We start from the raw sequence: 12,267 nt of genomic DNA on the forward strand, positions 1-12,267 counted from the left end.
TGGGCCCCGGTCCGCAGTCCGCCGGCCTACGATCACGTATGTGCAGCTTCGTTACCAGTACCGCGTCACCTTGACACCAGGGCAACGCATCCGTGCTGCCCGGGTGTTCGGGTGCAGGCGGGTGGTCTGGAACGACGCGTTGGCGATCATCCGCCAACGTAAGGCGTCGAACAAACTGCTCGGCAACCCGAAGGCCCGCACGGCTGAGGGCCCGTACTGGGCGGTCCCGAGGAACCCAGAGCTTGGCAAGGTGCTCATCACGGCCGCGAAGAAGGCCGCCGAGCGGTCCTTCCTGTCCCATGCGCCGGTTGGCGTGATGCAGCAGGCCCTCCGGGATCTGGACGCGGCGTGGAAGGCGCACGAGGACTCCAAGTCTGGTGAGCGTAGGGGGCCGAGGGTCGCCCCGCCTCGGTTCAAGAGCAAGAAGGACAACCGGCAGTCCGCACGCTTCACCCGCTCCGACCGTTGGTCGATCACTGGTCGCGGCAGGCTACGCCTGCCGAAGATCGGCGACGTGCGGGTGAAGTGGAGCCGGGCCCTTCCCTCGCCCCCGTCAAGCGTGACTCTGGTCAAGGATCGCGCGGGCCGGTACTGGGTGTCGTTCGTCGTGGAAACCGACCCGGCGCAGGACGTGCTGCCGCCGGTCGATGGGGACCAGGGCATCGACCTCGGCCTCGCCCGCTTCGCGGTCCTCGCTGACGGGTCGCACATCGCGAGCCCGAAGTACCTGCGCCGGGCGGAAAGGAAGCTGAGGAAGCGGCAGCGGGAGCTGTCGCGCAAGGAGAAGGGATCACGCAACCGGGACAAGGCCCGCATCAGGGTTGCCCGCACACACGCCAAGGTCGCCGACGCACGCCGCAACTTCCACCACCAGTGGTCTCACAAGCTGACGAGCGAGAACCAAGCCGTCTTCGCCGAGACCCTGAATGTGCGTGGACTGGCACGGACCCGGCTGGCCAAGAGTGTGCACGATGCCGGCTGGGCACAGTTCGTGATGTTCTGCGAGTACAAGGCGACCCGACGTGGCCGCTCTTTTACCCGCGTCGCCCGCGACTTCCCCTCGTCCCAGACATGCTCCGCTTGCGGTTTCCGAGACGGCCCCAAGCCGCTCAACGTCCGCACCTGGACCTGCCCGAACTGCAGAGCGCGGCACGACCGGGACTGGAACGCCGGACGCAACGTCCGATGTGAAGGCCGTCGCGTGCTCGCGGCAGCACGACAGCACCACCCACCCCCGGACCGGGGGCCTGACGCCGGTAACGGCGGCGGTGAATGCCTGCGGAGCGCACGTAAGACCGGGGATGCCCTGGCAGCGCGCACAATCCCCACCCAGTGTGGGAAGGAACCAGGAACCCACCCGAAGTCGGTGGACCCGCTAGAGGGGGACCACGGCAGGCGGGAAATCCCCGTGCTCCAGCGTGGGGACGCGGAGGTCAATCCAAGGACCTGACCGTCGACCAGGCCGACCAACTGGCCGCCATCGCCTCGGGCATCCAGAGCCTGTCGCACGGCGCGTCGGTGGAGTTCGGGGACGGCACGGGCGGCGTCCGGCAGGCGATGACGGAGTTCCACGGCGGGGTGCTGTTCATCGTCGAGGCGGGGAACGGCGCCCACCTGGCCCTGATCGCCGTCGAGGACGCCGACGTCGGCCTGATCGGCTTCCACATGAACGAACTGGTCGAGCAGATCGGTGAGTACCTGCGGGCCGCGCCGCGCGGTGAGGACGGGTCGGTGGCATGAAACGGCTCGGTCCTGACGATGATCCGGACCGGCTCTACACCGTCACCGGCGGCCGCAGCCGGTCCGCCGACGACCACGCGCTCGACCTGGTCACCCTGATCGTCGCCGCATGCGGTCCGACGCCGGGCATGCAGTCCGAGCACGCCCGGATCCTCACCCTGTGCCGTCGCCCGACGGCCGTGGTGGAGGTCTCGGCGGAGCTGCGGCTGCCGGTCAGCGTGGTCCGGATCCTGCTGTCCGACCTGCTGGACGGCGGACAGGTCACCGCCCGCCACCCGCGGGTGCCCGCGGCCGCCCAACTCCCCGACGCCGACCTGCTGAAGGAGGTGCTCGATGCGCTCCACCGCCTCTGAGCCCGCGCACCCGGCCGACGCGGCCGGCACCGACACCGACCGCGCCCCGCTGCGCGCCACCGCCGACAACGGCCTGAAGATCGTCATCGTGGGAGGCTTCGGCGTCGGCAAGACCACCATGGTCCGCTCGGTCAGCGAGATCCGCCCGCTGAGCACCGAGGAGACCATGACCCGGGCCGGCGTCGGCGTCGACGACCCCCGCGGCGTCGAGGCCAAGACGACCACCACCGTCGCCTTCGACTTCGGCCGGATCACCGTCAACGACAGCGCGGTGCTCTACCTCTTCGGCGCCCCCGGCCAGGAGCGCTTCTGGTTCCTGTGGGACCGGCTGTTCGCCGGCACCCTGGGCGCCGTGGTGCTCGTCGACACCCGCCGGCTGGACGACTCCTGGTATGCCATCGACCGGCTGGAGGCGCACGGCATGCCGTTCGTCGTCGCGCACAACGACTTCGGCGGCGACCGGCACACGCTCCGGCAGATCCGCGAGGCCCTCGACCTCTCCCCGGACGTGCCGCTGGTCCGTTGCGACGCCCGCGACCGGGAGTCCAGCAAGGCCGTGCTGATCGCACTGGTCGACCACCTCTACGCCCTGTCCACGCAGGGCGCCGTACCCGCTTCGGAGACCGCGGAGAGCGCACCGTGACCGACCAGCAGCACCCCACGACCGGCGGCTGCCCCCTACGGGCCGGCGGCGCCGAGGCCGTACCGTTCTACGGCGCCGGGCTCACCGCCGACCCCGCCCGGCTCTACCACGAGATGCGCGCCCACCACGGGACGGTCGCGCCGATCCTGCTCGACGGCGACATCCCCGGCTGGTTCGTGCTCGGCTACCGCGAGCTGCACCAAGTCACCAGCAACCCCGAGCTGTTCGCGCGCGATTCGCGCCGCTGGCACGCCTGGGAGCACATCCCCGCGGACTGGCCGCTGCTGCCGTTCGTCGGCCACCAGCCGTCGGTGATGTTCGCCGAGGGGCCCGAACACCGCCGCCGCGCGGGGGCGATCAGCGAGGCTGCTCACCGCGATCGACCAGTTCGAGCTGCGGGGGATCTGCGAGCGGCTGGCCGACGGGCTGATCGACGACTTCGCCGGCTCCGGCGAGGCGGACCTGATGTCCCGTTACGCGGCCCGGCTGCCGCTGCTGGTCATCGCCGAGCTGTTCGGCTTCCCGCACACCGAAGTGCCCGCGCTGGCCGCCGACATCGCCGCGTCGCTGAACGAGGACGACGGGGCGATCGCGGCGCACCAGCGGGTCGCCGCCCGGATGCGGCGGCTGGTCCAGGCCAAGCGGGCCGCGCCCGGCCCCGACGTGCCGTCCCGGCTGCTGGCCCACCCGGCCGGGCTGGCCGAGGCGGAGGTGGTCATCGACCTGCTGGTGGTGATGGCCGCCGCCCAGCAGCCGACCGCCAACTGGATCGGCAACACCCTGCGGTTGATGCTCACCGACGACCGGTTCGCGCTCGGCCTCACCGGCGGCCGCCGCAGCGTCGGCCAGGCGCTCAACGAGGTGCTCTGGCACGACACTCCGACGCAGAACTTCATCGGCCGCTGGGCGGTGCGCGACACCCAGCTCGGCGGCCGCCGGATCCGCACCGGCGACCTGGTGATCCTCGGGCTGGCCGCCGCCAACTCCGACCCCCAGGTGCGGCCGGACTTCAGCGAGACGGGCTCGGACGGCAACCAGGCCCACATGTCCTTCAGCCACGGCGCACACGCCTGCCCCCACCCCGCCCCGGAGATCGCCGAGGTGATCGCCAAGGCGGCGGTGGAGGTGCTGCTGGACCGGCTGCCGGACGTGATGCTGGCGGTGCCGGCCGGGGAGTTGGTGTGGCACCCGTCGCTGTGGATGCGCGGGCTGGTCAGCCTGCCGGTCGAGTTCACCCCCGCGTACACGCCGATCCCGGCGCCGCGGACCGGGGTGACGGGATCGGGGCGAAGCGCACCGGCAGCGCGTCCAACCCGCGGGTGTAGACCCCGCGTTCCCGCGGGGCGGCGCCCGGTGCCACCCGCAAGTCCGGCAGGGCGTCCAGGAGTTGGCCGACCCCCACCTCGACCTCGGCCCTGGCCAGCAGCGCGCCCACGCAGAAGTGCCGGCCGAGGGCGAACGCGAGGTGGTCGGCGGCCGCGGAGAACGCGGTGGTGGTGGCGAGGTCGGTGCGGTGGAGGTCGAAGGCGTCCGGGTCGCGGTACCGCCGTTCGTCGCGGCCGGCCGCGCCGATCAGGCAGGTGACGGTGGCGCCCTTGGGCACCTGGCCGCCGCCGATGGTGACGTCCTCCGCGGCCTGCCGCATGATCATGTGCACCGGCGGGGAGTGGCGCAGCGTCTCCGCGAACGCCGGGGCGATCAGGGAGCGGTCCGCGCGCACCGCGGCCAACTGCTCGGGATTCCGCAGCAGGTTGTGCACCAGGCTCGAAATCGCCTTGTCGGTGGTCTCCCCGCCCGCGGTCAGCAGCAGGCTGCAGAACGCCTTGACGTCCTCGTCGCTCATCCGGGTGCCGTCGATCTCCGCGGCGCAGAGCGAGGAGAGCAGGTCCTGGCCCGGGCGGGCGCGGCGCTCGCGGATGATCGGCAGCAGGTACCCGGCGAACTCGTCGCGGGTGCGCAGCCCGGCCTCGGTGACGTCCGGGTCCTGGGCGAGGTTGCCGAGGAAGCCGATGATCGCGGTGTACCAGCGGTGGAAGCGGTCGTGGTCGGCCCGGTCCAGGCCCAGCAGGTCGACGATGACGTTGACCGGGAAGCGGGTGGCGAAGTCCGCCACCAGGTCCGCGCTGCCCGCGCCGCGGAAGGCGTCGATCAGCTCGGCGGCGTTGCGCTCGATGACGGGCCGGAACGACTCCTCCAGGGTGGTGCCGCGGAAGGCCGGGGCGACCAGCGCCCGGCGCACCGCGTGCTCCCGGCCGCTCATCTGCAGGATGGTCCGGCCGTGCACCGGCTCCAGCTGCCAGCCGTAGTTGTCGGTGGTGAACACCGGGTCCTTGAAGGCCCGTTCGACGTCCTCGTACCGCGAGACGACGTAGCTCCCGGTGGCCTCGTGGTACAGCAGCGGGAAGTCGTCGCGCAGGACGCGGTACGCGGCGTAGGGGTCCGCGGCGAACTCCGGCGACAGGATGTCCGGCGCTTCTCGGTTCTCGGGCACGACTCTCCTCGGTTGGGGGACGGGACGCGCACCGCGGCACCGCGGGCCGTCCGCACGCCCCAAGATCGTGGGAGGGCGGGCCGTTATCAAGAGGGCGGAACCATCGCATCCGGCGCGGGAGTTCCCCAACGGGCCGGCGCGGCACCGCCGTTACGCGGGGAACCGCCTCCCCACCCACCGCCAGGCCACCTCCAGCAGCACCGCCGCCACCGCCGCGACGGCCACCGCCGTCCACGGCATCGTCGTGCCGACCAGCCGCAGTTCGAAGAAGCGCTGGAGCCAGGGCGTCGCCAGGACGACCAGGAAGCCCAGGCCCATCAGCAGGACCAGGCCGATCCGCCACCAGGTGTAGGGACGGGCGATGATCGCCAGGACGTACAGCGCGGTGAGGAAGAGGGTCAGGGTGGCGACGCTGGTCTGCGCGCCCAGGGCGTCCGGGCCGGTGTAGTAGGAGCGGGCCAGCAGATAGGTGGCGAACGCCGCGACGCCGGTGATCAGGCCGGACGGGACCGCGTAGCGCATCACCCGGCGGACGAAGTGCGGCCGGGCGCGCTCCTTGTTGGGCGCCAGCGCGAGGAAGAAGGCCGGGACGCCGATGGTCAGCGTCGACAGCAGCGTCAGGTGCCGGGGCAGGTACGGGTAGGGGATCTGGCAGCAGGCCACCAGGACGGCCAGCAGCACCGAGTAGACGGTCTTGGTGAGGAAGAGGGTGGCGACCCGGGTGATGTTGCCGATCACCCGGCGGCCCTCGGCGACCACCGAGGGCAGCGTCGCGAAGCTGTTGTTCAGCAGCACGATCTGGGCGACCGCCCGGGTCGCCTCGGAGCCGGAGCCCATGGCGACGCCGACGTCGGCGTCCTTGAGGGCCAGCACGTCGTTGACGCCGTCGCCGGTCATCGCCACGTGGTGGCCGCGGGACTGCAGTGCGCCGACCATCTCCCGCTTCTGCTGGGGGGTGACCCGCCCGAAGACCGCGCCCTTCTCCACGGCCCGCGCCAGCGCCTCCGGGTCGTCGTGCGGCAACTGCCGGGCGTCCACGGGGGAGTCGGCGCCGGGCAGCCCCAGCTTGCCGGCGACCGCCCCCACCGACACCGCGTTGTCGCCGGAGATCACCTTGGCCTGGACGCCCTGGTCCGCGAAGTAGCGCAGGGTGTCGGGGGCCTCCGCGCGCAGCCGCTGCTCCAGGGCGACCAGGGCGACCGGGCGCACCTCGCGGGCGACGTCGGGGTGGTCCAGCGGCCGGGTGGCGCGGGCCAGCAGCAGCACGCGCAGGCCCTGGGCGCCGAGGTGGTCGACCTCGGGCAGCAGCGGGTCGTCCGCCGGGAGCAGCACATCGGGCGCGCCGAGCAGCCAGTCCGCGTGCTCCCCGTCGGGCGTGGTGAGGGCCGCGCCGCTGTACTTGCGGGCGGAGGAGAACGGGAGGGTGCCGGTGCACTGCCAGGACTCCGGGGCCGGGCAGGCGTCGACGATGGCCTGGAGGGAGGGGTTGGGACGCGGGTCGGAGGCGCCGAACGCGCCGAGCACCCGCCGCAGGTGGTCCGCGTCCTGCCCGTCCAGCGGCCGCAGTTCACGGACGTCCATGCCGCCCTCGGTGAGGGTGCCGGTCTTGTCCAGGCAGACCACGTTCACCCGGGCCAGGCCCTCGATCGCCGGCAGCTCCTGCACCAGGCACTGCTGGCGGCCCAGCCGGACCACGCCGATCGCGAAGGCGACCGAGGTCAGCAGCACCAGCCCCTCGGGGATCATCGGCACGATCCCGGCGACCATCCGGCGCACCGCGGCATCGGCCGGCAGCCCCAGCGTGAGCAGATGACTGAAGATCAGCCCCAGCGCGGTCGGCACCATCATCCACGTCACGTACTTGAGGATCTGGCTGATGCCGCTGCGCAGTTCGGAGTGGACCAGGGTGAACCGGCTGGCCTCCTCGGCGAGCCGCGCCGCGTACGCCTCCCGGCCGACCTTGGTGGCGGCGAACGCGCCGTTGCCGGCGACCACGAAGCTGCCGGACATCATCGGGTCGCCCGGCTTCTTCACCACCGGGTCCGCCTCGCCGGTGAGCAGCGACTCGTCGACCTCCAGGCCGTCGGCCTCCAGCACCTCGCCGTCGACGATCACCTTGTCGCCGGGGCCGAGTTCGAGGACGTCGTCGAGGACCACCTCGGAGGTGGGCACCTCCACGGCCGCCCCGTCGCGCCGGACGACCGGCCGGGACTCGCCGATCAGCGCCAGGCCGTCCAGGGTCTTCTTGGCGCGCAGCTCCTGGATGATGCCGATGCCGGTGTTGGCGATGATGACGAAGCCGAACAGGCCGTCCTGGAGCGGGCCGACGATCAGGATGATCACGAACAGGACGCCGATGATGGCGTTGAAGCGGGTGAAGACGTTGCCGCGGACGATGTCCGCGGTCGAGCGGGAGGACCGCAGGGGAACGTCGTTGACCTCGCCCTTGGCCACCCGCTCGGCGACCTCGGCGGCGGTCAACCCGCGGCGCGCCACCTCCCGGCCCCCGCTGGCGGGCCGGCCGCCGGGCTCCGGTTCCTCGACTTCGGTCTTCGCCGGGTCCGTCATGCCCTAGACGTTACGGGCGGATTGCCCGCTTCACCCGCTGGCGGTCGACAGAAGTGATCTGCGGGATTCTGTCCGGTTACGCGGCAACCTTCGGGGGTGCGGGCGGCGTCCGGTGGGGCGGGTGGGGCGTCAGGAGGGCTCGGGGGCGGCGGCCGCGGTGGTGGCGGCGGCCCGCTTGATCGCGGCGTCGCGCTTGCGGACGTACCAGACGCCCAGCAGGCCGAGCCCGCCGCCGGCCAGGCAGGTCCACAGGAACCAGGTGTGCCCGTGGTCGGCGTACCAGCCGTAGAAGGGGAGTTGGGCGAGGAAGAGCACGAACCAGATGACGGTGCCGCCGGTGATCGTGCCGACGACGGGACCTTCGAGCGGCGCCGGGGCGGCGCGCAGTTCGGACTTCTTCCACATGGGGTTCAGCTTACGGGGCCGGGTGTGGCGGCGGTCCGGGGCCGCGAACCGGGCGCCCGCGAGGGCCGCCTCGGCAGGCCACGCAAGGGTCTACGCGCGGAGATAGCGATCAACGAATTGTTTATTCATACTGAACCTTTCCGAAACTGACTGGTTCGGATCGTTGATTCCTCCAATCTGATCCCTCCATGCTGTTCCGGTTCATTGGTTGTTTGCTCCGCCGCCCGTGCGCGTCCCGGCCTTCTCCGAGGGGCCGCCCGCTCCGGCCCGTACGACTGAGGTCCTGCATGTCGCCCTCGACCCCCACGCCGGTCGACACCGTGAAGAGCCCTGGCGCGCAGCCGCCCAGGAACGGACTCGACCGCTTCTTCAAGATCTCCGAGCGGGGGTCGACGGTCGGTCGCGAACTGCGCGGCGGACTGGCCACGTTCTTCGCCATGGCGTACATCGTCGTGCTGAACCCGATCATCCTTGGGGCCGGCGTCGACAAGTACGGTCACCACCTCGACAACGGCCAGCTGGTCACCGCCACCGCCCTGATGGCCGGCCTGGGCACGATCCTGATGGGCCTGATGGGCAACGTCCCGATCGCCATCGCGGCCGGCCTGGGCATCAACGCCGTGGTCTCGCTCCAGCTCGCCCCCAAGATGAGCTGGCCGGACGCGATGGGCATGGTGGTGCTCGCCGGTCTGGTGCTGATGATCCTGGTCGCCTCCGGGCTGCGGCAGCGGGTGATGGACGCCATCCCCAACGGGCTGCGGCGGGCCATCGCGATCGGCATCGGCCTGTTCATCTCGCTGGTGGGCCTGGTCGACGCGGGCTTCGTCAGCCGCAATCCGGACGCCGCGCACACCACCGTCCCGCTCAGCCTGGGCGAGGGCGGTCAGCTCAAGGGCTGGCCGGTGCTGGTGTTCGTGCTCGGCCTGGCGCTGATGTTCGTGCTGACGGTCCGCAAGACCAAGGGCGCGATCCTGATCGGCATGGTCACCATGGCCGTCGTCGCGATCATCATCAACGCGGTGGCCACCATCCCGGACGCGGCCTGGGGCCTGGCCGTCCCGAACGTCCCGGACAAGATCGTCGGGGCGCCCGACTTCGGGCTGATCGGACACATCAGCCTCTTCGGCGGCTTCAAGGAAGTCGGCGTGCTGACCGGCTGCCTGTTCGTCTTCACCGTGCTGCTGTCCGGCTTCTTCGACGCGATGGGCACCATCATCGGCGTCGGCGAGGAGGCCGGGCTGCTGGACAACGAGACCGGCAACCTGCCCAACATGGGCCGGATCCTGATGGCCGACGGCATCGCGGTCGCCGGCGGCGGCTTCGGCTCCGCCTCCGCCAACACCTGCTTCGTGGAGTCCACCGCCGGCGTCGGCGAGGGCGCCCGCACCGGCCTGGCGAACCTGGTCACCGGCGGGCTGTTCCTGCTCGCGCTGATCTTCACGCCGCTGGCGACCGTCGTCCCCTCGCAGGCTGCCACGCCCGCGCTGCTGGTCGTCGGCTTCCTGATCATGTCCGCGAACGTGCGGGACATCGACTGGAGCGACTTCACCGTCGCCGTGCCGGCGTTCCTGACCATCGTCTCGATGCCGTTCACCTACAGCATCACCAACGGCATCGGCCTCGGCGTGCTCGCCTTCATCCTGCTGCGGTCGGTCACCGGCCGCTTCAAGGAGATCCCGTGGCTGCTGAACGCGGTCGGGGTGTGCTTCCTCGTCTACTTCCTGCTCAACCCGATCGAGCAGGTGCTCGGGGTGAAGTAGGGCGGGCCGGGGTCCGCGGCCGCACCCGTCACGAGGGGCTGGCCGCCGAACCCCAGCCGTGCAGTCGCTCGGTCTCGTCGACCGAGAGCGACAGTCGTTCGTCGAAGTCCTCGCGGATGAGCGTCCGGACCACATAGTCCTGGACGCTCATTCCGCGTTTTGCGGCGTGCTGCCGAAGGCGCTCCAGCAGCTCCCCGTCCACACGCAGGCTGAGCACTCTCGATCCCATACGGACACGGTCCTCGCAGCGCGCGGTCAGGTGTGGTGCTTTCCCCGACGTCCTCACTCATATGGGTGATTCCGGGGCACCGGGAGAACCGCGGACGGGCGCTTTCCTTAGAAAGGCTAATGAGCTATGCTAACGACCATGCCGGAACTGTCCAACGGCGCCGACGCTGACGCCGTGAATTCGCTGCGTGGCGCCGTGATGCGCCTGTCGCGCCGCCTCAAGCACCAGCGGGTCGACGAGTCCCTGAGCCCCACCGAGATGTCGGTGCTCGGGACCCTCGCCCGGTGCGGTCGCGCCACCCCCGGCGAGCTGGCCCGCAAGGAGCACGTGCAGCCGCCGTCGATGACCCGCATCGTGGCGATGCTGGAGGCCAAGGGACTCGTCCGGCTTGAGGCGCACCCCGACGACCGCCGCCAGAAGGTGGTCACCCAGACCGAACAGGCCGAGGCGATGCTCGAAGAGAGCCGCCGCCGGCGCAACGCCTGGCTCGCCGAGCTGGCCTCCGGGCTGGACGAGGACGAGTGGGCCAAGCTGCGGGCCGCCGCGCCCGTGCTGGAGAAACTCGCACAGTTGTAGGACCTGCCTTAGGAGGCGAACCCACTTTGAGTACGGGACCCGGAGCACACTCCGCCCCCGCACCGAACTCCGACGACGCCCCCGGCCGCGATGCCGGCCATCCCGCGCCACGGACGGGCATGTTCAGTTCCCTCCGCATCCGCAACTACCGCCTCTTCGCCACCGGACAGGTCGTCTCCAACACCGGCACCTGGATGCAGCGCATCGCCCAGGACTGGCTGGTGCTCAGCCTCACCGGCTCCTCCGGCGCGGTCGGCATCACCACCGCGCTCCAGTTCCTGCCGATGCTCCTCTTCGGCCTCTACGGCGGCGTCCTCACCGACCGCTTCGGCAAGCGCAAGCTGCTGCTGTGCACCCAGTCCGCGATGGGGCTGATCGGCCTGGCACTGGCCGGCCTCACCCTCACCGGACACGTCCAGGTCTGGCACGTCTACGCCGGCGCCTTCCTGCTCGGCCTGGTCACCGTCGTCGACAACCCGGCCCGGCAGGCGTTCGTCTCCGAGATGGTCGGCCAGCGCGATCTGCGCAACGCGGTCAGCCTGAACTCCGCCAACTTCCAGTCCGCCCGACTGATCGGCCCGGCCGTCGCCGGCGTCCTGATCACCGCCTTCGGCAGCGGCTGGGCCTTCCTCTTCAACGGCCTGTCGTTCCTCGCCCCGCTCACCGGCCTGCTGATGATGCGCACCGCCGAGCTCCACAAGGTGGACCGGGTCCCGCGCAGCAAGGGACAGCTCCGGGAGGGCCTGGCCTACGTCCGCCACCACCCCGAACTGATCTGGCCCATCGTCCTGGTCGGCTTCATCGGCACCTTCGGCTTCAACTTCCCGATCTGGCTGACCGCCTTCACCTACAAGGTCTTCCATGCCGGCGCCGGCACCTACGCGCTGTTCAACGGGCTGATGGCGGCCGGCTCGCTGATCGGTGCGCTGCTCGCCGCCCGCCGGGCCGGCTCCCGGCTGCGGATGCTGGTCGGCGCGGCCCTGGTCTTCGGCCTGCTGGAGTGCGTCGCGGCCCTGGCCCCCGGGTTCTGGGTCTTCGTGGCGCTGCTCGTCCCCATCGGCATGGTCGGCCTGACCATCAACGTCACCGCCAACTCCAGCGTCCAGATGGCCACCGACCCGGCCATGCGCGGCCGGGTGATGAGCCTGTTCATGATGGTGTTCATGGGCGGCACGCCGCTCGGCGCACCGGTCGTCGGCTGGGTCACCGACACCTACGGCCCGCGGGTCGGCTTCCTCGCCGGCGGCGCGATCTCCATGGCGGCCGCGGCCCTGGTCGGCCTGGCACTGGCCCGGTCCGGCGGGCTCCGCCTCAAGATCGACCTGCGGCGCGGGCACCGGCACGTCGCCTTCGTCCCGCGGGTGGGCCCGCCCGGCGAGACGTCCGAGGGGAAGCTGACGGCCGCCGCCTAGGTGTATTGCCCTGTGAGGTTGGGGACGCGGCTGGCGGGTGGTTGTCCCTTGAGCGCGGTGTGTCCGCGGTGGTGATTGTAGGTGTGCAGC

General features: G+C 71.2%; 11 protein-coding genes and 1 pseudogene. 8 read left to right on the forward strand and 4 right to left on the reverse strand.

All coding sequences use genetic code 11. From position 1 onward, the window contains the following. Positions 1–40 precede the first annotated feature (40 nt). The 5 genes and pseudogenes from ACIQU6_RS37935 to ACIQU6_RS37955 all read left to right on the forward strand — a co-directional run. Positions 41–1,450 carry an RNA-guided endonuclease InsQ/TnpB family protein gene (locus ACIQU6_RS37935; protein ID WP_403486290.1) on the forward strand — a complete coding sequence of 470 codons (1,410 nt, stop codon included), beginning with the start codon at positions 41–43 and terminating at the stop codon, positions 1,448–1,450. Continuing rightward, a complete protein-coding gene (locus ACIQU6_RS37940) occupies positions 1,333–1,740 on the forward strand; it encodes a roadblock/LC7 domain-containing protein (protein WP_403486291.1) in 408 nt (135 codons plus the stop codon). Before ACIQU6_RS37935 ends, ACIQU6_RS37940 begins: the two co-directional genes overlap by 118 nt. Beyond that, positions 1,737–2,093: a DUF742 domain-containing protein gene (locus tag ACIQU6_RS37945; protein WP_403486292.1), complete on the forward strand. Its 357-nt coding sequence runs from the start codon at positions 1,737–1,739 to the stop codon at positions 2,091–2,093. The genes ACIQU6_RS37940 and ACIQU6_RS37945 overlap by 4 nt, the downstream gene beginning before the upstream one ends. Then, the gene (locus tag ACIQU6_RS37950; protein ID WP_403486293.1) at positions 2,074–2,736 is read left to right on the forward strand and encodes a GTP-binding protein; all 663 of its coding nucleotides are present in this window, start codon (positions 2,074–2,076) and stop codon (positions 2,734–2,736) included. Before ACIQU6_RS37945 ends, ACIQU6_RS37950 begins: the two co-directional genes overlap by 20 nt. Beyond that, positions 2,733–3,975: pseudogene (locus tag ACIQU6_RS37955) on the forward strand (cytochrome P450); the annotation flags it as partial. The gene ACIQU6_RS37950 and the pseudogene ACIQU6_RS37955, both read left to right, overlap by 4 nt. On the opposite strand, the gene ACIQU6_RS37960 reads toward ACIQU6_RS37955, so the two are convergent. The 3 genes from ACIQU6_RS37960 to ACIQU6_RS37970 all read right to left on the reverse strand — a co-directional run bounded on the left by ACIQU6_RS37960 (position 3,968) and on the right by ACIQU6_RS37970 (position 8,200). Next, positions 3,968–5,227 carry a cytochrome P450 gene (locus tag ACIQU6_RS37960; protein WP_403486294.1) on the reverse strand — a complete coding sequence of 420 codons (1,260 nt, stop codon included), beginning with the start codon at positions 5,225–5,227 and terminating at the stop codon, positions 3,968–3,970. The pseudogene ACIQU6_RS37955 and the gene ACIQU6_RS37960 sit on opposite strands and share 8 nt — an antisense overlap. Positions 5,228–5,377: 150 nt before the next feature. Next, positions 5,378–7,795 (reverse strand): HAD-IC family P-type ATPase, encoded by a 2,418-nt coding sequence (locus tag ACIQU6_RS37965; RefSeq protein ID WP_403486295.1) that lies wholly within the window; start codon positions 7,793–7,795, stop codon positions 5,378–5,380. 129 nt (positions 7,796–7,924) lie between these two features. Further along, on the reverse strand, positions 7,925–8,200 hold the full coding sequence (locus ACIQU6_RS37970) for a DUF2530 domain-containing protein (protein ID WP_403486296.1): 276 nt from the start codon (positions 8,198–8,200) through the stop codon (positions 7,925–7,927). Positions 8,201–8,487: 287 nt separating this feature from the next. Between ACIQU6_RS37970 and ACIQU6_RS37975 the strand changes: the two genes are divergently transcribed. After that, positions 8,488–9,960, forward strand: a complete 1,473-nt coding sequence (locus ACIQU6_RS37975) for an NCS2 family permease (protein WP_403486297.1) — start codon at positions 8,488–8,490, stop codon at positions 9,958–9,960. A 28-nt stretch (positions 9,961–9,988) separates the two neighbouring features. Here ACIQU6_RS37975 and ACIQU6_RS37980 read toward each other — a convergent pair whose 3' ends face one another. Beyond that, positions 9,989–10,189 carry a hypothetical protein gene (locus ACIQU6_RS37980; RefSeq protein WP_403486298.1) on the reverse strand — a complete coding sequence of 67 codons (201 nt, stop codon included), beginning with the start codon at positions 10,187–10,189 and terminating at the stop codon, positions 9,989–9,991. A 138-nt stretch (positions 10,190–10,327) separates the two neighbouring features. Here ACIQU6_RS37980 and ACIQU6_RS37985 point away from each other — a divergent pair, with 138 nt between their 5' ends. Together ACIQU6_RS37985 and ACIQU6_RS37990 are read left to right on the forward strand one after the other, a co-directional pair. Further along, positions 10,328–10,765 carry a MarR family winged helix-turn-helix transcriptional regulator gene (locus ACIQU6_RS37985; protein ID WP_383424667.1) on the forward strand — a complete coding sequence of 146 codons (438 nt, stop codon included), beginning with the start codon at positions 10,328–10,330 and terminating at the stop codon, positions 10,763–10,765. Positions 10,766–10,791: 26 nt separating this feature from the next. Further along, positions 10,792–12,177, forward strand: coding sequence for an MFS transporter (locus ACIQU6_RS37990; RefSeq protein WP_403486299.1), 1,386 nt, complete (start codon positions 10,792–10,794; stop codon positions 12,175–12,177). The last annotated feature ends 90 nt before the right edge of the window (positions 12,178–12,267 follow it).

The sequence above is a fragment of the Streptomyces sp. NPDC090442 genome (genome assembly GCF_044769405.1).
Lineage (GTDB): Bacteria > Actinomycetota > Actinomycetes > Streptomycetales > Streptomycetaceae > Streptomyces.

What these genes read in the sequence shown, in the direction of transcription:
- ACIQU6_RS37945 (WP_403486292.1), top strand. Translation starts at nt 1,737, where the DNA reads ATGAAACGGCTCGGTCCTGACGATGATCCGGACCGGCTCTACACCGTC.
- ACIQU6_RS37950 (WP_403486293.1), top strand. Translation starts at nt 2,074, where the DNA reads ATGCGCTCCACCGCCTCTGAGCCCGCGCACCCGGCCGACGCGGCCGGC.
- ACIQU6_RS37965 (WP_403486295.1), bottom strand. Translation starts at nt 7,795, where the DNA reads ATGACGGACCCGGCGAAGACCGAAGTCGAGGAACCGGAGCCCGGCGGC.
- ACIQU6_RS37970 (WP_403486296.1), bottom strand. Translation starts at nt 8,200, where the DNA reads ATGTGGAAGAAGTCCGAACTGCGCGCCGCCCCGGCGCCGCTCGAAGGT.
- ACIQU6_RS37975 (WP_403486297.1), top strand. Translation starts at nt 8,488, where the DNA reads ATGTCGCCCTCGACCCCCACGCCGGTCGACACCGTGAAGAGCCCTGGC.
- ACIQU6_RS37980 (WP_403486298.1), bottom strand. Translation starts at nt 10,189, where the DNA reads ATGGGATCGAGAGTGCTCAGCCTGCGTGTGGACGGGGAGCTGCTGGAG.
- ACIQU6_RS37985 (WP_383424667.1), top strand. Translation starts at nt 10,328, where the DNA reads ATGCCGGAACTGTCCAACGGCGCCGACGCTGACGCCGTGAATTCGCTG.